The organism is Nocardia noduli (genome assembly GCF_019038455.1).
GTDB classification, from domain to species: domain Bacteria; phylum Actinomycetota; class Actinomycetes; order Mycobacteriales; family Mycobacteriaceae; genus Nocardia; species Nocardia noduli.
This window is the reverse complement of the sequence record NZ_JAFMPL010000062.1, coordinates 25,914-46,122: the sequence shown is the minus strand read 5'-3', so window position 1 is coordinate 46,122 and position 20,209 is coordinate 25,914. Positions and strand designations below refer to the sequence as shown.

Sequence of the window (20,209 nt, the reverse complement as noted above, 5' to 3'; positions counted from 1 at the left end):
GTTCCTGGGTGGGCTGTGTCGGCTGCTGCGTAGGAGGCTGGGTCGGCGGCTCCTGCGTGGGCGGAGCCTGGGTCGGCGGCTCCTGGGTCACCGGGGGGACCGTGGTCACCGGCGGCGGCTCCTGCTGAGTCGGCACGGTGGGGTTGGTCCCCGTCGGTGGCTTGGGCGCCGATGTGTCCACCGGCGCCTGCAAGATGGTGTTGTTCGGCGTGGTCTGGCTCGCAGGCTGCTGGCCCGACTGTCCGGGGGTGACCGGCTGACCCGGGGCCGTCGGCGCGGTGCTTCCCGAACCCGCGGTTGGCTTCGGTTCGCTGGGCTTGGTCATCGCCTCGACCTGCGCCGCGACGTCGGGCCATTCCTTGCGCAACGATTCCAGCAGTTGCGCCCACTGTGCTTGCAGCTGAGCGCGTTTCACCGGATCGCTCACCTGGTCGACATTGGCCTGCGCGGCTTCGAGCTGCGCCTTCACCGAGGACGGATTGCGTTGCGAAAGAAGCTCTTCGGCCTGATCCAGCTGACTGTCGGCGCGATTCACCACGGTGGACTGCGCCTGTTCGCTGAACACGACCTCTTTGACCCGCCACAGCGGGTTACCCGGCTCCGCGTTGTACGAGAACGCCGTGAGTCCACCGATGACGAGCGCCAGGGCCGCCGCGGTGGTCAAGAGCGGACGAACCAGCCGCAAACGGCCGTTGGTCTGGGCACCGACCCGCACTTTGCGCGCGCCGATCTCCTGGTTGACCGCCGCTGCGACGGTATCCAGATCCGGGGTGCTCGGTAGCGGAGGCACGACGATCTCCGCTCGCCAATCCGCGAGCAGCGCCGCCAGCTGGAACTCCTCCGTGCTGTCGGTCTGCACCGGCCCGCCGTGGGATAGGGCGTCGATCAGCGCGTCGTCCCGACGGACGGCGACGATATCCACCGGTCCGGACTCTTCGGAAGCCCCGGCGTAGGGACCGCTGTTCCGCGATCCACGTCGCGCCTTCCAGTCGCCCCGACCGCGCTCGCCATCCCTAGCCATACATTTCACCTGCCCTCGCCACTTGTGACTTCAGTTTCGCGAGCGCCCTGTGCTGGGCGACCCGTATAGCACCCGCCGTACTGTCCATGGCGACCGCGGTTTCTTCCGCTGACAAACCCATGACCAAACGCAGGATCAGAATTTCTCGATGCTTCTCGGGAAGCGTCGCGAGCAAGCGGTTCATCTGCCTGCTCGTCTCGGATTCGAGAGCTCGTTGTTCCGGCCCGTGTTCGGTGGATATGACATCTGGTACTTCGGCCATCGCCTCCGCCTTGTTACGTGCGGCGTTTCGATGAGCGTCTGCGACCTTGTGCGAAGCGATTCCGTATACGAAGGCCATGAAGGGCCTGCCCTGATCTTGATATCTGGGCAAGGCTGTCATCACGGCCAGACATACCTCCTGCGCAACGTCGTCGGCGGAGAGCTGCCCGCGCTCCGCTGCGCCGATCCGCGCGCGGCAGTAACGAACTACCAACGGGCGGACCAGCTCTAGTACCTGAGCTAGAGCGGATCTGTCGCCCTGCGCAGCGGCAGTGACGGCGAGGTCCAACTCTTCGCCCGTGTTCGTCATCGTCAGAGAGATTCCTGGCGTTACAAGTGGCACCGGCCCGATGACCTGTGCTTCCGCGGAGTTTGCGGAACGGGACTAACAATAGCGATACATCCCACACCGCTGGGCAACACGGTCCGGTTGTCGCTACAACCCCACCGATGGGTTCAGGCGACGCCGGGAGGCCGAAAGTGACCGCCACGCCTGGCAATCGCCGCGCCGTACAGCGCGGCTTCCTCGGCGGCGGACGCGTCCGACAGGCCGGTGCGCAGCATCGCGCACGCCCAGCCGAGCGGAAGCAACTCGTGTTCGCGGCACCGCGTGGCGACCTCGTCGGCGGCCTCGGCCGCGGCGGCGAGATCGCCCCGCGTCATCGCCGCCGCCGCGACGAGCAGCAGCGACTTGACCCGGTGCCGTATCGAGGGGCACCGCTCGGCCGACGCGAGACCCGCCGCCGCGTGCACGCTCGCCGGTTCGGGTCGCCCCTGGGCCAGCGCGGTCTCGGCACTCACCCAGTGCCAGCGGATCATCGCCCGTGGATGCGCCGCGTCGAGCGAGTTCGCGGCACGGCCGAGCAGGCGGGTGGCCAGATCCGTGCGGCCGGTGCCGAGCGCGTCGGCGGCCAACCCGGTCAGCGCGTCGCACAGTGCGGCCGCTCGATCGGGCACGGCGAAGTCCGCGACGGTCGACGAGGCGGTAGGCCCGAGTACGCCATGCTTCCCACTCGAGACAGCGGGCCGCGCCGTGTCGACCGGATTCGACCCGCCGATCGGCCCTCCCCCGGACAGGTACGCGAGGGCGCGGCCGTCGGCCACCGATGCTCTCGCATGCCAGCCCAGTTGACGCAGCAGCGATCCCTCGGTGCTCGCGACCAACGACAGCACGGTCGGATCGGAGGTCGTGCCGCGTGTGCTCCGAAGTTGCGCGCGAGCCGCGGCGTAGCGGCCCTGACCGCCGAGTACCACCGCCCTGAGCCAGGAGTCGACCGGACCGGAGACCGTCGGCAACTCGGCAGCGGCGAGACCGGGTAGGTCACCGAAAGCCGCCGCAGCGAGGACTTCAGATCGGGTATCCATGAGCGGAGCTGGAGCGAACACGGCCGCACTCTATCCCGTGGCCCGCGCGCGCCGCGGCGGCGCGAAACGGGACCGCGACGACACCGCTCGATGAGCAACCGTTCAGCACTTCCAGCCCGAAGCATGTGTTTCCATCAGGTAAATCTCCTACAGAGATTGCCGGATCACCATCGATGCGAATTCACATGCGTTTCGCGTAATTAACCTGCGCGCCCCGCTTCGGCCATCTCAGGCGCGGCAACCGAAGGGCCGCGAGGTACTGGACACCCCTACCGATACCGCGCCGCTACCGCGTCAGCAACCGGCGAGTTCCACCGATAATCGGCTTCTACCAGGGGAAATGGGGCTCGGTCCAGGCCAGAGCCGGTCCAGCCGCCTACGGGCCAATCGAACAGTATCACCGGAGTCATCGTAAAAAGTAAACAGCGAGTAGGTTAAATCTCGCGGTTGAAGATTTGGGAAACCAGTGCGCCGAACTATTGACGGAATTTCGCAGCTGGACCTAACGTAACTCATCGCCACGGTCGGCGCCGCGCGAAATTGCAGCGACCGAGTAGGGCGAAGTCCTCGGGCCGGACGCCAACCCGGCCAGGGTCCGAGAAATTTTGCAGAACAAACTGCTCGACAACGCTGACGAGCTCGCATCACGAGGAGTTCACCATGCCCATGCCGACCCACCTCCCCGGACCGAACGCAGATGTTTGGGATTGGCAGATGCGAGGCTCATGCCGCGGGCAGGATTCCGCGGTGTTCTTCCACCCCGACGGCGAGCGCGGACGCGCTCGGACCGCGAGAGAGATGCGCGCCAAGGAAATCTGCCGCAGCTGCCCGGTCCTCATGCAGTGCCGTAGTCACGCGCTGAAAGTCAGCGAGCCCTATGGAATCTGGGGCGGCATGTCGGAGACCGAACGCGAGATGCACGCCAGGCGCAATCGTCGCCGCATGGCGGTGTAGCCGACGCTCGCGGGCGGTACGAAACCCTTTCGCCGAATCCGCCCCATCCGAACCGTGCGGTGCGCCGAATGCCTAGCAAACAACCGGCCACTGAACAACACACGCAGGATCACCGGCCGAACCCCTGACGGTCCATTCGCGTCAGGAGTTCGATTCCGGCAGTAGGCGCGCAGGCTCCCACCGGTCACCACCGTCGGCCCGCCGTCGTGTCCACGCCACGGACGGTTTGCGATACCCACCGAAAGGGAGGCGATAGCGGCCCGCTACGGTAGTGACCGATGACACAGAATGGAGCGTTGTGACAACGCGGCAGCCGGCCGCAGAGGGCGACTCGTTCCGAAGAGAAGCCATCCCACCCAGTGTGGATTCTGCGATGTCGGCACGCGCGGCCGAAAGTATCGAGCTCGCCGCCCTTTTGCATCGTTGCGGCCTGTCCGATCAGAAGGCTTTCGCCGAACTGTACGACCGAACGTGCGCGCGCGTCTTCGGTCTGGTGCTCCGGGTGCTACACGATCCGGGGTACGCGGAGGAGACCACCCAGGAGGTCTATCTCCAGATCTGGCGTACCGCATCCAGTTACGACCCCGCTAAGGGCTCCGCGGTGACGTGGCTGATGACTCTCGCCCATCGGCGTGCCGTCGATCGGGTCCGTGCCGAGCAGGCCCACACCCAGCGCGAAGTCGCCTACGGCGTACGGGTTCTCGGCAACGAATTCGACGAGGTCACCGAAGAGGTCGAGCGCAGGCTCGAACAACAGGCCGTCATCGAAGGGCTCGGTTCATTGACCGAGACCCAACGAGAGGCCATCTCGCTCGCTTACTACGGCGGGCGAACCTACGCCGAAGTAGCGACATATTTGGGTGTGGGATTACCGACCGTTAAGTCCCGAATTCGGGATGGACTGACACGACTGAAGAAAAGTTTGGGGGTGACGTGAGATGAACGAAGTCCGGATCGATCTCGCGCACGCCGTCGCGCTCGGATCGATCGACGACGAAGACCATCACGCGGTACGAGAATTGCTCGACAACGAGGACCCCGCTCTACGCGCGGCGTTCCTCGCGGAAGTGCGGCAGACGAAAGACGCGCTGTCCGCACTCGCCGAGATAGCGTCGACCCAGCCACCGGTCGCCCTGCGCGACCGTTTGCTGGCTGCCATCGCCGACGAACAGCCCTAGGCCCGCGTCCCGCGAGCAGACCACCCACCGCGCACCGACCGCCCGTCCCACGGGGAGGTCGCCGTGCCGCCCACAGCAACCGCGCTGCCGCATCGGCATACAGCGACGAAGGCCCCCGGATCACCAGGATCCGGGGGCCTTGTCTGTTATGCGATGCGAGCCGAGCTCAGTGGCTGTGGCCGTGATGACCGTGGTCATCGGCCGAGGGAGCCGGCTTCTCCGCGATGGCGCTCTCGGTGGTGAGCACCATGCGCGCGACCGACGCCGCGTTGACGACGGCCGAGCGGGTCACCTTGACCGGGTCGACGACACCGTCGGTGAGCAGATCGCCGTAGGTGAGGGTGGCGGCGTTGAAACCTTCCTTGCCCTCGGCGACCTTGCTGACCACAACGGCGCCGTCGAGGCCCGCGTTGGTGGCGATCCAGTAGAGCGGGGCGCTCAGCGCGGTCCGCACCACCTCGACGCCGACGGCCTGATCGCCGGACAGCGAATCACGCAGCTCGACGAGCGCGGCGGCGGCGTGCACGAGCGCCGTGCCACCGCCGGGCACGATGCCCTCGTCGACGGCGGCCTTGGCCGCGCTGACCGCGTCCTCGACCCGGTACTTGCGCTCCTTGAGCGCGGTCTCGGTGGCCGCGCCGACCTTGATCACCGCGACGCCGCCCGAAAGCTTGGCGAGCCGCTCCTCGAGCTTCTCCCGATCCCAATCGGATTCGGTCGCCTCGATCTCGCGACGCAGCTGCGTGCTGCGCGCCGCGATGTCCTCGGCGGTGCCCGCACCATCGACGATCGTGGTCTCGTCCTTGGTGACCACGACACGCCGGGCCTGGCCCAGCACGTCGAGACCGGCCTCGCGCAGCGTGATTCCCAGATCCGGGTTGATCACGGTGCCCGCGGTGACGACGGCGAGGTCGTCGAGGAACGCCTTGCGGCGGTCACCGAAGAACGGCGCCTTGACCGCGACTGCCTTGATCGTCTTGCGGATCGAGTTGACGACCAGGGTCGAGAGCGCCTCGCCCTCGACGTCCTCGGCCAGGATCAGCACGGCCTTGCCGGATTCGGCGATCTTCTCCAGCAGCGGCAGCAGGTCGGGCAACGAACTGACCTTCTCGCGGTGCAGCAGGATGTAGGCATCCTCGAGCACGGCCTGCTGGCTGTCACCGTCGGTGACGAAGTACGGCGACAGGTAGCCCTTGTCGAACTGCACGCCCTCGGTGACAACGAGTTCGGTCTGCAACGTCGAGGACTCCTCGACGGTGACGACGCCGTCCTTGCCGACGGTGGTCAGCGCCTTGCCGACCATCGCGCCGATTTCCTCGTCGCGCGAGGAGACGGTGGCGACCTGGGCGATGGCCTCTTCGCCGGAGACCGGCGTGGCCAGCGCGAGCAGCGCCTCGGAGACCGCGTCGGCGGCCTTGGCGATACCGATACCGAGGGTGATCGGATTCGCGCCGGCGGCAACGTTCTTCAGGCCGGCGCGGATCAGCGCCTGGGCCAGCACGGTGGCGGTGGTCGTACCGTCGCCCGCGACATCGTTGGTCTTGGTGGCGACACTCTTGACGAGTTGCGCGCCCATGTTCTCGAACGGATCCTCGAGCTCGATCTCGCGCGCGATGGTGACACCGTCGTTGGTCACGGTCGGGCCACCGAAGGCCTTCGCGAGCACCACGTGCCTACCGCGCGGGCCGAGGGTTACCTTGACGGCGTCGGCGAGTTTGTCGACACCGCGTTCCAGAGCCCGGCGAGCCTTCTCGTCGAACTCGATCTGCTTTGCCATATGTCCTTTTCCTTGGATAGGCCTCGAACAGCACTGCCCCGGCCCCGTTGCGGGGGAACCGGGGCAGTGTCGTTACGACTCGATCCCGGCCGGGTGGCCGGGAACGCGGTCACTTGCTGACGACAGCCAGCACGTCGCGCGCGGAGAGGATCAGGTATTCCTCGCCCTGGTACTTGATCTCGGTGCCGCCGTACTTGCTGTAGATGACGGTGTCGCCCTCTTGGACATCCAGCGGAATACGCTTCTCGCCTTCTTCGGCCCAGCGGCCGGGTCCTACTGCGACGACGGTGCCTTCCTGCGGCTTCTCCTTCGCCGTGTCCGGGATGACCAGGCCGGAGGCCGTCGTCGTCTCGGCCTCGTTGGCTTGGACGAGGATCTTGTCCTCGAGCGGCTTGATGTTCACGCTCGCCACGTTGAGCCCTCCACTTTCGGGGATATACGGTCGTCCGGAACTGTTGTCCCGAACCATCGGTGTCGTGTTGTCTCGACCGGCCCGCGGGTTCTCACCTACGTCCGAACGATCTGACCCTGCGCATAGCCCCGTCGTCGCGGGTGCCGGGACCCCTGCTCAGTGGTCAAAGGCTTGGCACCCATCCATCACGCGGTGCCGACTAGCACTCTATACATGAGAGTGCCAGCGCTCAAGGGTGGGCTGTGCCAATGCCCGTTCTACCCGTCCTCGGCGCGCCGCGGCGGCATCGAAACAGCGCTGAGGAAACGTGTCGACAAACACTGAACAGGGCAGGTTGCCCTTCGGCCTGTGGGCTTCCCATTACTTCGCCGAATCTGTAACGTTCGGATAACAGATTGTGACAGTATTGACGACGGTCGTCGTACGCCCGTCCGATTCGTCACGAACCGACGTCGCAGGGGACGCGGCCAGCGTGACGCAACACAGTTGGACATCACATCTGTCACAGCAGCACCACCGGCTTCACCAGAGAGCAACTCCACACGTGATCACAGGCCGTTCCCAGCGACCCCACCGGACAACGGGTCGGCCGATTCGTGCGCCCGGACCGTTCGTCACCCGCGTAGCGGCCCGGCAGGTTATTCGCGAGCGTCGCCAGGACCGTGACCATTCGCCCCGCGACCATCCGTCCGGAGGGAGGTGAAACATATGCGAACGTCGCTCGGCATCTCCGCCGGGAACGAGGTCGTCTGCTCGGCGCTCGTAGCCACCGCCCCGAACGGGGCACAGAGTTTCGACTACCGCGTCGTCTCCGCCGACGCGGCCCACTCCGATCTCGGAGATCTCGTAGCCTCCTCGATCGAGCTGATGACCACCCAGCTGCCCGCCAGCCAGCAGATGGGTTACGACGTCGCCTTTCCCGTCGGCGCGCGATTCACCGGAACGCATCCCACCGGCCTCGACGCCGTGCCGACCAGTGTCGCCGTCGCCTACCGCAGCAAGGAGCAGGCCCAGCTCATCCGGGCCGCCACCGGCAAACAGCGTGATCTGCGGCTGATCCCCGAATGCGATGCGGCACTGACCTATCTGCGACACACCGGACTGCTCGACCGCTACGGGACCGTCGCCATCGTCGACCTCGGCGCCTCCGGTCTCACCATCACCGTCGCCGAACAGGCCGACGGTACGGTCCTCCGTTCCGAGCGCACCTCGGCGATCTGCGGCAACGCCATCGATGACCTGATCTACCACCACCTGGTCGATCTGCACTACGCCCGGCGCGGCACCAGGCCCAATCGCGGCATGCTGACCAACCGCGGCCGCGCGGCCAAGGAACACCTGTCGATCGCGGCCGCGGTCACCATCGATCATGTCGCCGGACGCCCGCTCAAACTGACGAGAGCCGATTTCGAGGAACTGATCGCCGACCTGCTGCGCGACACAGCGGCTTTCGCCGCCGGGGTCTTCGCGCGCACGCCCACCGCCCCCGAGGCCGTCGTGGTGATCGGCGGCGGCGCCAACATCCCCTCGGTCGTGTCCACCCTCGCCGACGAACTCGACCTGCCGGTGCACACGGTGAACGACCCGGAATCCGTCATCGCCAAAGGCGCGGCACTGGTGGCCGATTCGGCTCAGCCGTCGTCCTTCCCGGTCGCCGCGCTCGGCACCGACGCACCGGCTGGCACCTTCACCAAGGTCGTCGGGATCCTCGCGGGCGCGATCGTCGTCGTCGGACTCGTGATCGGCTACGGCATCAAGACTTTCGCGCCGACCGCCGACGACGAGGTGTCCCCCGCGGGCACCACGAGCAGCGCCCAGCAGATCCCACCGCCGCCGCTCACCCTGTCTCCGTCGACCGGAGCGGGCACCGTCACCGGCCGGGACAGCACGACGCGGCCGAGCGGCCCCTCCGGCACGCAGGAGCCGACGCAGTCGCCGACCGGGGTCTACCCGACCTCGCCCCCGTCGACCCAGCCGACGCTGCGACCCGATCCGAACCTGCCGTCGATACCGTTCCCCGAACTGCTCGGTCCCGGTCTCGAGGAGGGTGCCGCGGACCCGGTGCTGCCGCAGCACAGCACTTCCGAGACCCACACCGAACCGCCCGCGACCGGTACCGCGCCGTCACCGACGCAGACCCCGGCCCAGTCGCATATTCCGTTGCCGCCGCCGCTGCTCTCGGATTCGGGTTCGTCCGCGCTCGGCACGGACGGCCCGTAACCCTTCCGCGAGAGCCGAATACGCGGATCCCACCGGCACACGCTCGCGTTACCGCCGAACCGGGGTCTCGCACGAATCGAGCGGCGACGCCGCCATTTTTGGGGGCACGCCGATCCGTAACGGCCGATCGCCGCATCGCGATTCGACCGACAACGGCCAGGCAAGGGGGAACACGTGGCTGCCGTACCTCGCTCGGCACGACGCCGTCGCGCGCACTTCTGGTGGTTCTGCGTGCGCACCGCCCTCGCCTCGGCGGCGGCGCTGTCGCTGGCGCTGTTCGGACTGTCGCTCGAGCCGGTGGAAGAGCCGATGCGCCCGCTGTCGCCTATATCGACACCGATGACCTCGTCCGGCCCGACACCGCAGTCCTCGACACCGGGACGGTAGCGATCCTGGTCAGACCTGGCTGGTCGACACCGGAAGGCCGGGATCGGTGGCGACGGTCAGTTCCGACGGTGTCGCGCCGCCCGCGATGACGTGCGCGCCCAGCGCGGCGATCATCACACCGTTGTCGGTACACAGTCGCGGTTTCGGCACGCGCAAGGTGATTCCGGCCGCGGCGCAGCGTTCTTCGGCCAGCGAACGGATACGCGAATTGGCCGTGGCGCCGCCGCCGAGCACGAGGGTATCGACGCCGACGTCGGCGGCGGCCCTGATCGCCTTCATGGTGAGCACGTCGGCGACCGATTCCTGGAACGACGCCGCGATATCGGGAATCGGCAGTTGGTCGGGGGTGATTCCCTGACGCTGCGCCGCCTCGACATGTCTGGCGACCGCGGTCTTGAGACCGGAGAAGGAGAAGTCGTAGCGCGGATCGCGCGGTCCGGTCATCCCGCGCGGAAACGCGATCGCCGCCGGATTGCCTTCCTGGGCCGCCGCGTCGAGCGCGGGTCCGCCCGGATAGCCGAGGCCGAGCAGTCTCGCCACCTTGTCGAAGGCCTCCCCCGCGGCATCATCGACGGTGCTGCCGAGTTCGACGATCGGTTCGCCCAGATCCGCCACCTGCAACAGGTGGGTGTGACCACCGGAGACCAGCAGCGCGACGCAGGGCGGCATCGGTCCGTGTTCGAGCGTGTCCACCGCGACATGCCCGCCGAGATGGTTCAGCGCGTAGAACGGCACATCCCAGGCCGCCGCATAGGCTTTCGCGGCGGCGACGCCGACCAGCAGCGCGCCCGCGAGCCCGGGGCCGATGGTGACCGCGAGCGCGTCCGGCTTGACCACACCCGCCGCCGAGAGCGCCCGCCGCATGGCGGGGACGATGGCTTCCAGATGCGCGCGCGAGGCGATCTCGGGCACGACACCGCCGAATCGGGCGTGCTGGTCGACGCTGGAGGCGACCTCGTCGGCCAGCAGTTCACAGGTGCCGTCACCGTTCCAGCGGACGATCCCGACTCCGGTTTCGTCGCAGGAACTCTCGATACCCATGACGATCACGACAGCACCTCGTCCGCCTGTGCGCCGCGCCAGGCCTGTCCCTGCGCGCTCAGCTCCGGCCTGCGCATGGTGTAGGCGTCGGCGCCGCTGGGGTGGTAGTAGTTCTTGCGCAATCCGATGATGTGGAAACCGTGTTTGGCGTACATCGCGATCGCGGGCTGATTGTCGGTGCGCACCTCGAGGAAAACGGGTCCGCCGCGTTTGCCCGCCTCCGCCAGCAGTGCCTCCAGCAGCAGTGTGCCGACACCGCCGCGATGGCAGATCGGGTCGACACCGATGGTGTGCACTTCGGCCTCGGGGTGTTCCGCGTCACCCAGCAGAGCGATTCCCGCGTAACCCACCATGCGCCCCCGCTCGTCGCGGGCCGCGATATAGCGATTGTGTCCAGCCGCGAGTTCGGAACGGAAGGCCACCGCCTGCCAGGGATCGTCCTCGGGGAAGAGCAACTGCTCCAATGCGACGCATCGATCGATATCGGCGATGGTCATCGGCTCGATCCGAACGGTGCTCTCGCTGACCTGCTCCGCCTCGGACGCCCGCTCGGGTGTCTGCCGTTCCGGTTCCACCGGCCTCACGCTCCCGTCCGGTCGAGGGTGCGGAAACTGTTCTCGACAGCGTCGGGCCTGCGCAGATACAGCGGCGTCAGTGTTTGCGGCACCGCGCGGGCGAGTACCTCGGGCGCGGCGACGCGTACCAGTCCGGCGGGCGACGGCGTCTCGACCGGCAGTACCGGGAGATCGAAGAAATCCACGTGCGAGGCGGATCCGGCGATGACCTCCGCCTGCGCCGAATCCAGGTCACCGGGTTTGATCACCTCGGGTCCCGCCACCCGGACGCCGTCGCGGTAGCGGGCCCAGTACACCTCACGTCTGCGCGCGTCGGTCACGACGAGCAGTTCGCGGTCCGGCGTCAGATCCGGCGCGGCGTCGGCGGCGATGGCGTCGAGGCTGCACACCCCGTATACCGGGATGCCGAGCGCGTCCCCGAAGGCCGCCGCGGTCGCCATACCGACCCGGAGTCCGGTGAACGGACCGGGGCCGACTCCGACCACAACCGCGGCGATATCGGTTCTGGAACGGTCTGCCTCGGTGAGGCATTCGAGGATCTGCGGGGTCAGCACTTCCGCGTGCGCCCTGGGATCGACTCGGACACGGGAGGCGAGGGTCCGCAGGTCCATCGTGGTCGTCGCACCCGGCGTGCCCTGCTCCAGTTCCACCAATCCCGCTGTAACGGCGGGTGTCGCGGTGTCGACAGCTAGTACAAGCATGATTGGCCCAACGATACCGGGTGGTACCCCGGCGCGGTACGGAGCTACCCGACAGCAACGAACGGCTGGTCATCGCACGTTTCGCACGCCCAGGCGACTGTGATCGACGCTACTGGACCCATTCCCAGTCGGCTGTGCGCACATCGGAATCCGGTTCCCGCGACAGCCGGACCCGCAGATGCCGGTCGGCCAGATGCTCGACCACCCCGAGTCCCCACTCGACGACGACCACCGCGTGCTGTAGATCGGTGTCGAGATCAAGTGCGTCCAACTCGTCCAGATCCCCGCCGAGCCGATACGCGTCGACGTGCACCAACGGCAGCGACCCCGTACCCGCGCCCGCCCGATGCTGTCTGGCGATGATGAACGTGGGCGAACTCACTCGCCCCTGCACGCCGAGCCCGGCCGCGATACCCCGGGTCAGCGCCGTCTTACCCGCGCCGAGCGGTCCGTCGAGTACCACCAGATCACCCGCCGCCAATTCGGCCGACAGTTCCCGGCCGAGCGCCTCGGTATCCTCCACCGTCGGCAGCACCCGCCGTCGTCGTGCCACCGCCGTCCTCCGATCCATCCGCCGACCCCGCACGAGCGTACCGGCCCGGACTTCACCGCTTTCGCGCACCGGCGGCGGTTGTTCCGGCGCGCCGCGCGTTCAGCCCCCGGCCGCCTCCGGCGCCGATTCCGACCGCGCGATGGCGTGCGTCAGGGCGCGGCGCAGCAGCTGATCGAGCCCGTCGTTGACGCTGTCCGGGAATTGCAGATGCGGCATATGAGCCGCGCCCTCGATACGGATCAGGACGCTGCCGGGAAGTTCGCGGTGCAGGGCACGGGAGTTACGGAACGGGATGACCAGATCACGCCCACCGCCGATGACCAGCACCGGCAGCTCGGACAGCACCGGGAGCGCGCTCGATTCGTCGTGCAATTCGATCGCTTTCAGGAATTTCACGATCGTCTCGACGGGCGTTCTGTCGATCATGGCCGTCGCGAAACGCGACAGTGTCGGACTCACCGGGCCGTGGAAGGAACTCACGTGCAGGATCGGCGCGATGACGTGCCGGACCGTGCTGCGTCCGGCCTGGACCAGGGCGGGCGCGGTGTGCACGGCCAGCCGGAAGCCATCGATCGCCGGATTGCGCAACAGTTGGGTGACACCGGCCGCGGTGACCTCGGCCGCCGTGGTCGATACGAGCCCCACCCCGATCACCCTGTCGGAGAACAATGTCGGGCACTGCGCCGCGGCGGCGAGTACCGCCATCCCGCCGAGCGAATGTCCGACGACCACCACGGGCCCGGTGGGTGCGGCGTGTTCGAGCACACACGCCACATCCCGTCCGAGCTGATCGACGGTGCACCGATCGGTGGCGGGCGTACCCGAACGCCCGTGACCGCGCAGATCGAAGAAGACCATGCGAACCCCGGCGCCCCAACGCTTTTCCAGATCGCGGCGCTGGAAATGGAACGACTCCATGCTGTTGCAGAATCCGTGCACGAAGAGCACGGTGACCGGCGCGTCCTGCGGACCGCATTCGCGCGTGGCCAGCCGGACACCGTCCTCGGTGACCACCGCGCCCGCGCGGTCACGTTCCAACAGCGTGAAATCCTCGCCGCGATACTCGTCACTTCCGGTCGGCGCCAGCACCCGAGCCCCGACCCTGCGCAACGCGTGCGCGCCCGCCAGCGCCCCGACCACACCCGCGGTCGCCATTCCCCCGCGCAATATGCGATTCGAACGTCGCGATCCCATCGCAAACCCTCTCAGCTGACGGCGTACCCACGAGTCGGCCGCACGCGGCGAACACGCACGGTAACGGCCACCATAACCGCCCTCCGACCGTGGCGTCGCTCGAGTTCAGCCGCCCACATGACGACGAATAACCCGTCCCTTCGGCGCGCAAACGACTTCGTAGTGAATGGTGTCGAGCAGATCGGCCCAATCCTGCGCGGCGGGCTCGCCCGGCCCGCCGCCGAAAAGCACCGCCGTATCACCCTCGACGACGTCGGCCGGATTGTCACCGAGGTCGACCACGAACTGGTCCATGCAGACCCGGCCGACGCCGCGATGCCGCGCACCGCCGAGGAAAACCTCGAAACGCCCGCTCAACGGTCGGAACACGCCGTCGGCGTAGCCTGCTGGGACAAGTGCGACGGTGGTGTCGCGCGGCGCGATCCACTGGTGTCCGTAGGACACGCCCTCCCCCGCCGCGACCCGCTTCACCAGCGCGACCCGCGCCTGGAAGGTCATCGCGGGCCGCAACCCGAAATCGGGCAGGCCGGGAACCGGAGACAGCCCGTACACCGCGATGCCGGGGCGCACCATGTCGAAGGCCAGGTCGGGGCGGGTGAGCGTCGCCGCCGAATTCGCCAGATGCGTCGATTCCGGGGGCAGGCCGAGTGCCGTCGCGGCGGCGATCGCCTCGAGGAAACGTTCCCGCTGGATATCGAGGAAGGGATGTTCCGGCTCGTCGGCGTGGGCGAGATGGGAGAAGATCGCCCGGAACCGCACCACACCCTCGTCGACGAGTACGCGCAGCGCCGCGAGGACCGCCGGGTACTCGTCCGGCGCGATTCCGTTGCGGTTCAGCCCGGTATCGACTTTGAGGGTGACGGTGGCCGTGCGCCGCAGCCCGCGCGCGGTCGCCGCGACGGCACGCAGATGCGCCAGCGACGACACCCCTATCTCGATATCGGCGGTGACGGCGGCGCCGTAGTCGGCGTCGGCGTTGTTGAGCCAGCACAGAATCGGCGCGGTGATGCCCGCGGCGCGCAATCGCACCGCCTCGGCCACCGTCGTCACACCGAGTTCGGCCGCCCCCGCCGCCAGCGCCGTGCGCGCCACCTCGATCGCGCCGTGGTTGTATCCGTCGCCCTTCACCACGACCATCACCGCGGCGTCACCGGCGTACTCGCGCAGGATCCGCACGTTGTGGGCAATGGCATCCAGGTCGATGACGGTTTCCACTTGGGCGTTCACGGATAACGATCCTGCCACTCCTTCGGAACCGACCCGGGACCGCCGCACAAGATCTCGTTCAGTACTGCCCCGGGGGCGCGGCGCGCAACGTGCCGATCGCGCGACGCAGGTGGTCGAGCAGCGGGCCTGCCGAGATCGGGGCGGCGGCATCGCCCGCGTTGGCGGCCAGGTTTGCGGCGAGGCTGTGCGCGCGGGCGCCCGCGGCCGCGCACCAGAGCGGGTCGCGGCCCGCGGCGAGCAGCGCGCCGATGATGCCGGACAGCACGTCGCCCGCACCGGCGGTGGCGGCCCAGGAACCGCCCGCCTCGTTCACGAGAACCGGGCGGCCGGGAGCGGCGACGACGGTCGCGCGGCCTTTCAGCAGCACTGTCAGTTCCCAGGATTCGGCGAGTTCGCGTACCGCGGCCACCCGATCCGAGCCGACATCGTGGCCGGTCAGACGTGCGTATTCCCCGGCGTGCGGAGTGAGGACGGTCGGCGCGGTACGGCCGCGGACCAGCGCGGGGTCCGCCGCGAGCAGAGTGAGTCCGTCGGCGTCGACGACGACCGGCAGTTCGGTCGCGAGAATTTCCGCGAGACGATCGCGCGCGTCGGAATCCGTGCCGGATCCCGGACCGAAGATCCAGGACTGCACCCGCCCGGTCGCCGAAATCGATTCGGCGGCCACCACTTCCGGGAAACGCGCCAACACCGCGCCCGCACCGGTCCCCGCGTAGCGGACCATGCCCGAGGTGGCCGCCACCGCCGCGCCCGTGCACAACACGGCCGCGCCGGGATAGGTCGCACTGCCCGCGCAGACACCGGTGACACCCTGCGAATACTTGTCGTCGGTCGGTCCGGGCACCGGCCATTCGGCACCGACGGTGCCGGGGTCGAGCGCCGCGATCCCGGGCTCGGGCAACCGTAAACCGATGGGCACCAATTCGATTCGTCCGCAATACGGCGCGGCGAGCGCGTGCACCGGCTTGAGCGCACCGAAGGCGACGGTGACATCGGCGCGCACAGCGGGACCGCTCACCACACCGGTATCCGGGTCGACACCGCTGGGCAGATCCACCGCGACGATCGGGGCGGCGCTGCCCGCGACGAGTTCCGCCGCACGCGGGCGCAGCGGACCACGCCCGGAGATGCCGACGATCCCGTCGACCAGCAGATCGGGCGTGCCGATCTCGTCACCGATCCGCCCACCCGTCGCACGCAACGCGGCGAGCCCTTCCGCGTGCGCGCGTTCGGGATTCAGCAGCACCGCGGTCACCGCGACGCCGCGCCGCCGCAACATCGACCCCGCCCACAGCGCGTCGCCGCCGTTGTCCCCCGATCCGACGAGCAGCGTCACCGAACGTCCAGCCACACCTGCGGTGCGCGCGCGCAGTTCCGCCGCGATCACACGCGCCAACCCGTAAGCCGCCCGTCGCATCGGCACGCCGTCGGGCACCCGGGTGAACAGTTCCGCTTCCGCCGCCCGCACCTCGTCGACGGTGAAATATCCCCGCTGCGTGGACATACCCGTATCGCCTCCACTGCGTCGATCCGGCACGACTCCCTGGCCGCCCCGACCCTACCCGCCATCGGACGCGCCACCGGGCACCGCGCGACCGGCGACTACGCTTGGCCGTCATGTCGATCGGTAGCCACGCGAAATCCGCCCGGGTCGTGACCGGGTTCGTCCTGGCCGCCGCGGTCCTGCTGTCGAGTTGCGGCTCCGGCGACTCCGATTCGGCCGCCACATCCACCGCGAAAACACCCGCGGCGACCACGACACCCGCGAACACCGGGTCGCCGGAACGCGCGGCGGTCACGGTGACCGTGGACGATATGAAATTCGCCCCGGAGAACGTCACCGTCAAGCTGGGCGAGACCGTGACCTGGAAATTCTCCGACCGCGTCCCGCATTCGGTGCAGGGCATCGGCGACAAGGCGATGGGAATCAACAGTCCCATCTACACCACCGGCCAGTGGAGCTACACCTTCACCGCCGTCGGCACCTACCGTTATCTCTGCTCGCTGCATCCACAGATGCGCGGCACGGTGACCGTCGAGTAGGTTCCCGCCTACTCGACCGTGACGGATTTCGCCAGATTCCTCGGCTTGTCCACGTCGTATCCGCGGGCCTGCGCCACCTCGGCGGCGAAGATCTGCAAGGGGACCGTCGACAGCAACGGCTGGAAAAGTGTGGGCGCCGAAGGAATTTCGATGAGGTCGTCGGCGAACGGACGCACCGTGTCGTCGCCCTCCTCGGCGATCACGATGGTGCGAGCGCCGCGCGCCTGGATCTCACGGATATTGCTCAGCAGTTTCGAATGCAGCACGGCGCGCCCCTTCGGGGACGGCATCACCACGATGACCGGGAGACCGTCCTCGATCAGCGCGATCGGACCGTGCTTGAGCTCGCCCGCGGCGAAGCCTTCCGCGTGCATGTAGGCGAGTTCCTTGAGTTTGAGCGCGCCCTCCAACGCCACGGGGTAGCCGACGTGGCGACCGAGGAACAGCACGGTCGGCACGTGCGCCAGCTGCCGTGCCAGCGCCCGCACCTGCGGACCGGTCTCCAGCACCCGCTCCACCAGCTTCGGCATGGCCTCGAGTTCGGCGAACTCCCTGGCCACCTCGTCCGGGTACTTCGTGCCCCTCGCCTGCGCCAGCGCGAGGCCGACCAGGTAGTTCGCCGTCACCTGGGCCAGGAACGCCTTGGTCGACGCGACGCCGATCTCGGGGCCGGTCCTGGTGTAGAGCACCGCGTCGGATTCGCGGGGAATCTGCGCGCCGTTGGTGTTGCAGATCGCGAGGACGCGCGCCTTCTGCTCCTTGGCGTGGCGCACCGCCTCCAGCGTGTCGGCGGTCTCGCCCGACTGGGAGATCGCCACCACCAGCGTCGACCGGTCGAGCACCGGGTCGCGGTAGCGGAACTCACTGGCCAGCTCGACCTCGACCGGAAGCCGGGTCCAGTGCTCGATCGCGTACTTGGCGAGCAGACCCGCGTGATAGGAGCTGCCACAGGCCACGACGAAGACCTTGTCGAATTCGCGCAACTCCTGGTCGGCGAGGCGCTGTTCGTCCAGCACGATCCGGCCACCGGCCTCGTCCTGGGTGAAATGCCCGATCAAGGTGTCCGCGACACCCGCGGGCTGCTCCTCGATCTCCTTGAGCATGAAGTAGTCGTGACCGCCCTTCTCGGCGGCGGCCAGATCCCAGTCGATGGTGAACGGACGCGTCTTACCGCCGACCTCGTTCCCGTCGAAGTCGGTGACCGAATACGAATTCGCGGTGATCACGACGGCCTGGTCCTGGCCCAGCTCGACGGCCTCGCGGGTGTGTTCGATGAACGCGGTCACATCCGAGGCGACGAACATCTCGCCTTCGCCGACACCGACCACCAGCGGGGTGGACCGGCGGGCGGCGATGATCAGGTCCGGGTGGTCGGCATGGGTGAACACCAGCGTGAAGGCCCCTTCGAGCCGCCGCAGGACCGCCAGCGCGCTCGCGACGAAATCGCCCGCCGTTGGGCCGGCGGCATAGGCGAGACCCACCAGGTGCACGGCGACCTCGGTATCGGTGTCGCTGAGCAACTCGACCCCGGCCGCTTCCAGTTCCTTACGCAGCGGCACGAAATTCTCGATGATGCCGTTGTGCACCACGGCCACCTTCTCGGTGATGTCGCGGTGCGGGTGCGCGTTGCGATCGGTCGGCGCGCCGTGTGTCGCCCACCGGGTGTGTCCCATTCCCGTGGTGCCGACGAAGCGGTCCGTGCCCGATTCGGCGAGTTCGGCCTCCAGGTTCGCCAGGCGTCCCGCCTTGCGTTCCACGGCCAGAACGCCCGACTCGCCGAGGATCGCGACCCCCGCGGAGTCGTATCCGCGATATTCCATGCGGCGCAACGCGTCAACGACAACGACGAGCGCGTCCCGGTACCCGACGTAGCCAACGATTCCGCACATGGCTCCCCAGAGTACTTATCGGATAACGTTCACGTCGTGTCGGCGTCTGTGAAATCCCTTTTGAGCACCCTGACCAGCCGTGGCCCGCACCGCGTGTTGCGCGGCAACCTAGCGATCGCGGGGCAGCCCGGTGTCGTCTACACCCCCGAGTCGGGGCTGAGCCTGCCCGCTGTCGCCTTCGGCCACGGGTGGCTGACCGGCGCGTCCAAGTATCGGCAGCTGATGGAACACCTCGCGTCGTGGGGTTTCGTCGTCGCCGCTCCCGACACCGAACGCGGGCCGATTCCGTCACATCTTGACCTCGCCACCGATCTGCTCACCACCCTCGACATCTGCACCGGTGTCCGCCTCGGTGACGGCGACATCAGCGTGCACCCCGACCGCCTCGCCCTCGCCGGACACGCCATGGGCGCGGGCGCGGCCGTACTGGCCGCGAGTCGCCGCCGAGTCGCCGCCGTCGCCGCCCTCTTCCCCGCCCCCACGGCACCGTCCGCCGAGAGCGCCGCCCGCGATATCGACAGCCCCGCCCTGATCCTCGCCTCGGCCTCCGGCATCGAGTCACTCAACTCCAACGCCATCCCCCTCGCCTCCGCCTGGGGCGGGACGAGCATCCTGCGCACCGTCGACGGCGCGTCCGGCAACGGCCTCGTCGAGGGCAGGCGAACGTTCGGAGCACTCGGTGTGGGCAAACACGAGAAGAAGACCACCCGCGCCACCCAGGCCCTGCTCACCGGCTACCTGCTCCACACCCTCGTCGGCGACAAGACCTACGAAGCGTTCGCCGACCCCGAGGCCCACATTCCGCACTCCACCGTGGTCGATCCCGACGCGCCCCGCGAAGAGGAGGACAAGCCCAAGATCTCCCTCGGCACCGTCGCCTCTCTGCTGCGCAAGTAGGGGCGGGGTCAGCCGCAGAGCGGCGCTCCGGTTGTCGATGAGCTGGTCGGGGTCGAACATCGCCGGTTCAGGGCCTGCGGGCCCGCCCCTCGATCAATTGCGTGGCGTCCGAACCAGCCGACGACGCTCGCCTGCTCGAGTCGACCACCCGCGCATGATCCGGTCAGATCAGCCAACTCTCACGTCGGTAGTACTCGCCCTCCGGGTCGTCGTCATCGGTCGGGGTAACGACATCCTTCGATCTGCGGAGAGCCAGCGCTCGGGCGATCACTTCTCGCTGTTCGCGCGCTTCGGCCGCTGCACGCTCCCGTTCCTCCGCTTCGAGTCGAGCGTGCTCTTCGCGCTCAGTCTCGACGCGTTCGATGGCTTCGAGCAAAGCGGCACCGTTGTCCGCGCTCGACTGTCTCTTCATCTCGTCGTATTCGTCTTGGAGCCGCACCATGCCGCGCCGATACTCCTCGACGGTGCACTCGATTCGAGACCCGTGATCCACGGCGTTCACCTCCCACTCGTG

21 protein-coding genes are annotated in these 20,209 nt (G+C 68.1%); 7 read left to right on the top strand and 14 right to left on the bottom strand.

What is annotated here, in order from left to right:
- The 3 genes from JZ792_RS26725 to JZ792_RS26715 all read right to left on the bottom strand — a co-directional run.
- On the bottom strand, positions 1–1,021 hold a 1,021-nt coding region (locus JZ792_RS26725; protein ID WP_216914582.1), incomplete at its 3' end, for an anti-sigma-D factor RsdA.
- Entirely contained in the window at positions 1,014–1,592 is a 579-nt protein-coding gene (locus JZ792_RS26720; RefSeq protein ID WP_216914580.1) for a sigma-70 family RNA polymerase sigma factor, read from the bottom strand. The genes JZ792_RS26725 and JZ792_RS26720, both read right to left, overlap by 8 nt.
- A 146-nt stretch (positions 1,593–1,738) precedes the next feature.
- On the bottom strand, positions 1,739–2,647 hold the full coding sequence (locus tag JZ792_RS26715; RefSeq protein WP_254190395.1) for a hypothetical protein: 909 nt from the start codon (positions 2,645–2,647) through the stop codon (positions 1,739–1,741).
- Positions 2,648–3,307: 660 nt separating this feature from the next.
- Here JZ792_RS26715 and JZ792_RS26710 point away from each other — a divergent pair.
- The 3 genes from JZ792_RS26710 to JZ792_RS26700 all read left to right on the top strand — a co-directional run bounded on the left by JZ792_RS26710 (position 3,308) and on the right by JZ792_RS26700 (position 4,779).
- Entirely contained in the window at positions 3,308–3,601 is a 294-nt protein-coding gene (locus JZ792_RS26710) for a WhiB family transcriptional regulator (protein WP_040704593.1), read from the top strand.
- Positions 3,602–3,974: 373 nt separating this feature from the next.
- Complete coding sequence (locus tag JZ792_RS26705; RefSeq protein ID WP_198654279.1) at positions 3,975–4,538, top strand: sigma-70 family RNA polymerase sigma factor; 564 nt, start codon at positions 3,975–3,977, stop codon at positions 4,536–4,538.
- A 1-nt stretch (position 4,539) separates the two neighbouring features.
- A complete protein-coding gene (locus JZ792_RS26700) occupies positions 4,540–4,779 on the top strand; it encodes an RskA family anti-sigma factor (RefSeq protein ID WP_216914576.1) in 240 nt (79 codons plus the stop codon).
- Between the two features lie 166 nt (positions 4,780–4,945).
- Here JZ792_RS26700 and groL read toward each other — a convergent pair whose 3' ends face one another.
- Together groL and groES are read right to left on the bottom strand one after the other, a co-directional pair.
- Entirely contained in the window at positions 4,946–6,556 is a 1,611-nt protein-coding gene (gene groL, locus JZ792_RS26695; protein WP_216914574.1) for a chaperonin GroEL, read from the bottom strand.
- Positions 6,557–6,665: 109 nt separating this feature from the next.
- Positions 6,666–6,968, bottom strand: coding sequence for a co-chaperone GroES (gene groES, locus JZ792_RS26690; RefSeq protein ID WP_109525498.1), 303 nt, complete (start codon positions 6,966–6,968; stop codon positions 6,666–6,668).
- Between the two features lie 708 nt (positions 6,969–7,676).
- On the opposite strand from groES, the gene JZ792_RS26685 reads away from it, so the two are divergent.
- Both JZ792_RS26685 and JZ792_RS26680 read left to right on the top strand, forming a co-directional pair.
- Positions 7,677–9,188, top strand: a complete 1,512-nt coding sequence (locus tag JZ792_RS26685; protein WP_216914572.1) for a DUF7159 family protein — start codon at positions 7,677–7,679, stop codon at positions 9,186–9,188.
- A gap of 174 nt (positions 9,189–9,362) precedes the next feature.
- Positions 9,363–9,575, top strand: coding sequence for a hypothetical protein (locus JZ792_RS26680; RefSeq protein ID WP_216914570.1), 213 nt, complete (start codon positions 9,363–9,365; stop codon positions 9,573–9,575).
- Positions 9,576–9,584: 9 nt separating this feature from the next.
- Here the strand turns inward: JZ792_RS26680 and tsaD are convergent, their stop codons facing one another.
- The 7 genes from tsaD to JZ792_RS26645 form a co-directional block, all read right to left on the bottom strand.
- Positions 9,585–10,625: a tRNA (adenosine(37)-N6)-threonylcarbamoyltransferase complex transferase subunit TsaD gene (gene tsaD, locus JZ792_RS26675; protein ID WP_109525495.1), complete on the bottom strand. Its 1,041-nt coding sequence runs from the start codon at positions 10,623–10,625 to the stop codon at positions 9,585–9,587.
- On the bottom strand, positions 10,622–11,113 hold the full coding sequence (gene rimI, locus JZ792_RS26670) for a ribosomal protein S18-alanine N-acetyltransferase (protein ID WP_109525676.1): 492 nt from the start codon (positions 11,111–11,113) through the stop codon (positions 10,622–10,624). The genes tsaD and rimI overlap by 4 nt, the downstream gene beginning before the upstream one ends.
- 83 nt (positions 11,114–11,196) lie before the next feature.
- The gene (tsaB, locus tag JZ792_RS26665; RefSeq protein ID WP_216914568.1) at positions 11,197–11,892 is read right to left on the bottom strand and encodes a tRNA (adenosine(37)-N6)-threonylcarbamoyltransferase complex dimerization subunit type 1 TsaB; all 696 of its coding nucleotides are present in this window, start codon (positions 11,890–11,892) and stop codon (positions 11,197–11,199) included.
- A 109-nt stretch (positions 11,893–12,001) separates the two neighbouring features.
- Positions 12,002–12,463, bottom strand: a complete 462-nt coding sequence (tsaE, locus tag JZ792_RS26660) for a tRNA (adenosine(37)-N6)-threonylcarbamoyltransferase complex ATPase subunit type 1 TsaE (protein ID WP_216914566.1) — start codon at positions 12,461–12,463, stop codon at positions 12,002–12,004.
- Positions 12,464–12,544: 81 nt separating this feature from the next.
- Positions 12,545–13,600: an alpha/beta fold hydrolase gene (locus tag JZ792_RS26655; RefSeq protein ID WP_438804387.1), complete on the bottom strand. Its 1,056-nt coding sequence runs from the start codon at positions 13,598–13,600 to the stop codon at positions 12,545–12,547.
- Positions 13,601–13,744: 144 nt separating this feature from the next.
- Complete coding sequence (gene alr, locus JZ792_RS26650; protein ID WP_308165473.1) at positions 13,745–14,866, bottom strand: alanine racemase; 1,122 nt, start codon at positions 14,864–14,866, stop codon at positions 13,745–13,747.
- A 58-nt stretch (positions 14,867–14,924) separates the two neighbouring features.
- Positions 14,925–16,370 carry an NAD(P)H-hydrate dehydratase gene (locus JZ792_RS26645; protein ID WP_216914562.1) on the bottom strand — a complete coding sequence of 482 codons (1,446 nt, stop codon included), beginning with the start codon at positions 16,368–16,370 and terminating at the stop codon, positions 14,925–14,927.
- 113 nt (positions 16,371–16,483) lie between these two features.
- On the opposite strand from JZ792_RS26645, the gene JZ792_RS26640 reads away from it, so the two are divergent.
- On the top strand, positions 16,484–16,909 hold the full coding sequence (locus JZ792_RS26640) for a cupredoxin domain-containing protein (RefSeq protein WP_216914560.1): 426 nt from the start codon (positions 16,484–16,486) through the stop codon (positions 16,907–16,909).
- Positions 16,910–16,917: 8 nt separating this feature from the next.
- Here the strand turns inward: JZ792_RS26640 and glmS are convergent, their stop codons facing one another.
- The gene (gene glmS / locus JZ792_RS26635; protein ID WP_109525488.1) at positions 16,918–18,798 is read right to left on the bottom strand and encodes a glutamine--fructose-6-phosphate transaminase (isomerizing); all 1,881 of its coding nucleotides are present in this window, start codon (positions 18,796–18,798) and stop codon (positions 16,918–16,920) included.
- 36 nt (positions 18,799–18,834) lie between these two features.
- Between glmS and JZ792_RS26630 the strand changes: the two genes are divergently transcribed.
- Entirely contained in the window at positions 18,835–19,695 is an 861-nt protein-coding gene (locus JZ792_RS26630; RefSeq protein WP_216914558.1) for a dienelactone hydrolase family protein, read from the top strand.
- Between the two features lie 163 nt (positions 19,696–19,858).
- Here JZ792_RS26630 and JZ792_RS26625 read toward each other — a convergent pair whose 3' ends face one another.
- Positions 19,859–20,188: a hypothetical protein gene (locus tag JZ792_RS26625; RefSeq protein ID WP_216914556.1), complete on the bottom strand. Its 330-nt coding sequence runs from the start codon at positions 20,186–20,188 to the stop codon at positions 19,859–19,861.
- Between the last annotated feature and the right edge of the window lie 21 nt (positions 20,189–20,209).

What these genes read in the sequence shown, in the direction of transcription:
- rimI (WP_109525676.1), bottom strand. Translation starts at nt 11,113, where the DNA reads ATGACCATCGCCGATATCGATCGATGCGTCGCATTGGAGCAGTTGCTC.
- JZ792_RS26685 (WP_216914572.1), top strand. Translation starts at nt 7,677, where the DNA reads ATGCGAACGTCGCTCGGCATCTCCGCCGGGAACGAGGTCGTCTGCTCG.
- glmS (WP_109525488.1), bottom strand. Translation starts at nt 18,798, where the DNA reads ATGTGCGGAATCGTTGGCTACGTCGGGTACCGGGACGCGCTCGTCGTT.
- JZ792_RS26705 (WP_198654279.1), top strand. Translation starts at nt 3,975, where the DNA reads ATGTCGGCACGCGCGGCCGAAAGTATCGAGCTCGCCGCCCTTTTGCAT.
- groL (WP_216914574.1), bottom strand. Translation starts at nt 6,556, where the DNA reads ATGGCAAAGCAGATCGAGTTCGACGAGAAGGCTCGCCGGGCTCTGGAA.
- JZ792_RS26640 (WP_216914560.1), top strand. Translation starts at nt 16,484, where the DNA reads ATGTCGATCGGTAGCCACGCGAAATCCGCCCGGGTCGTGACCGGGTTC.
- JZ792_RS26645 (WP_216914562.1), bottom strand. Translation starts at nt 16,370, where the DNA reads ATGTCCACGCAGCGGGGATATTTCACCGTCGACGAGGTGCGGGCGGCG.
- tsaE (WP_216914566.1), bottom strand. Translation starts at nt 12,463, where the DNA reads ATGGATCGGAGGACGGCGGTGGCACGACGACGGCGGGTGCTGCCGACG.
- JZ792_RS26655 (WP_438804387.1), bottom strand. Translation starts at nt 13,600, where the DNA reads ATGGCGACCGCGGGTGTGGTCGGGGCGCTGGCGGGCGCGCACGCGTTG.
- JZ792_RS26700 (WP_216914576.1), top strand. Translation starts at nt 4,540, where the DNA reads ATGAACGAAGTCCGGATCGATCTCGCGCACGCCGTCGCGCTCGGATCG.
- JZ792_RS26720 (WP_216914580.1), bottom strand. Translation starts at nt 1,592, where the DNA reads ATGACGAACACGGGCGAAGAGTTGGACCTCGCCGTCACTGCCGCTGCG.
- JZ792_RS26715 (WP_254190395.1), bottom strand. Translation starts at nt 2,647, where the DNA reads ATGGATACCCGATCTGAAGTCCTCGCTGCGGCGGCTTTCGGTGACCTA.
- JZ792_RS26710 (WP_040704593.1), top strand. Translation starts at nt 3,308, where the DNA reads ATGCCCATGCCGACCCACCTCCCCGGACCGAACGCAGATGTTTGGGAT.
- tsaB (WP_216914568.1), bottom strand. Translation starts at nt 11,892, where the DNA reads ATGCTTGTACTAGCTGTCGACACCGCGACACCCGCCGTTACAGCGGGA.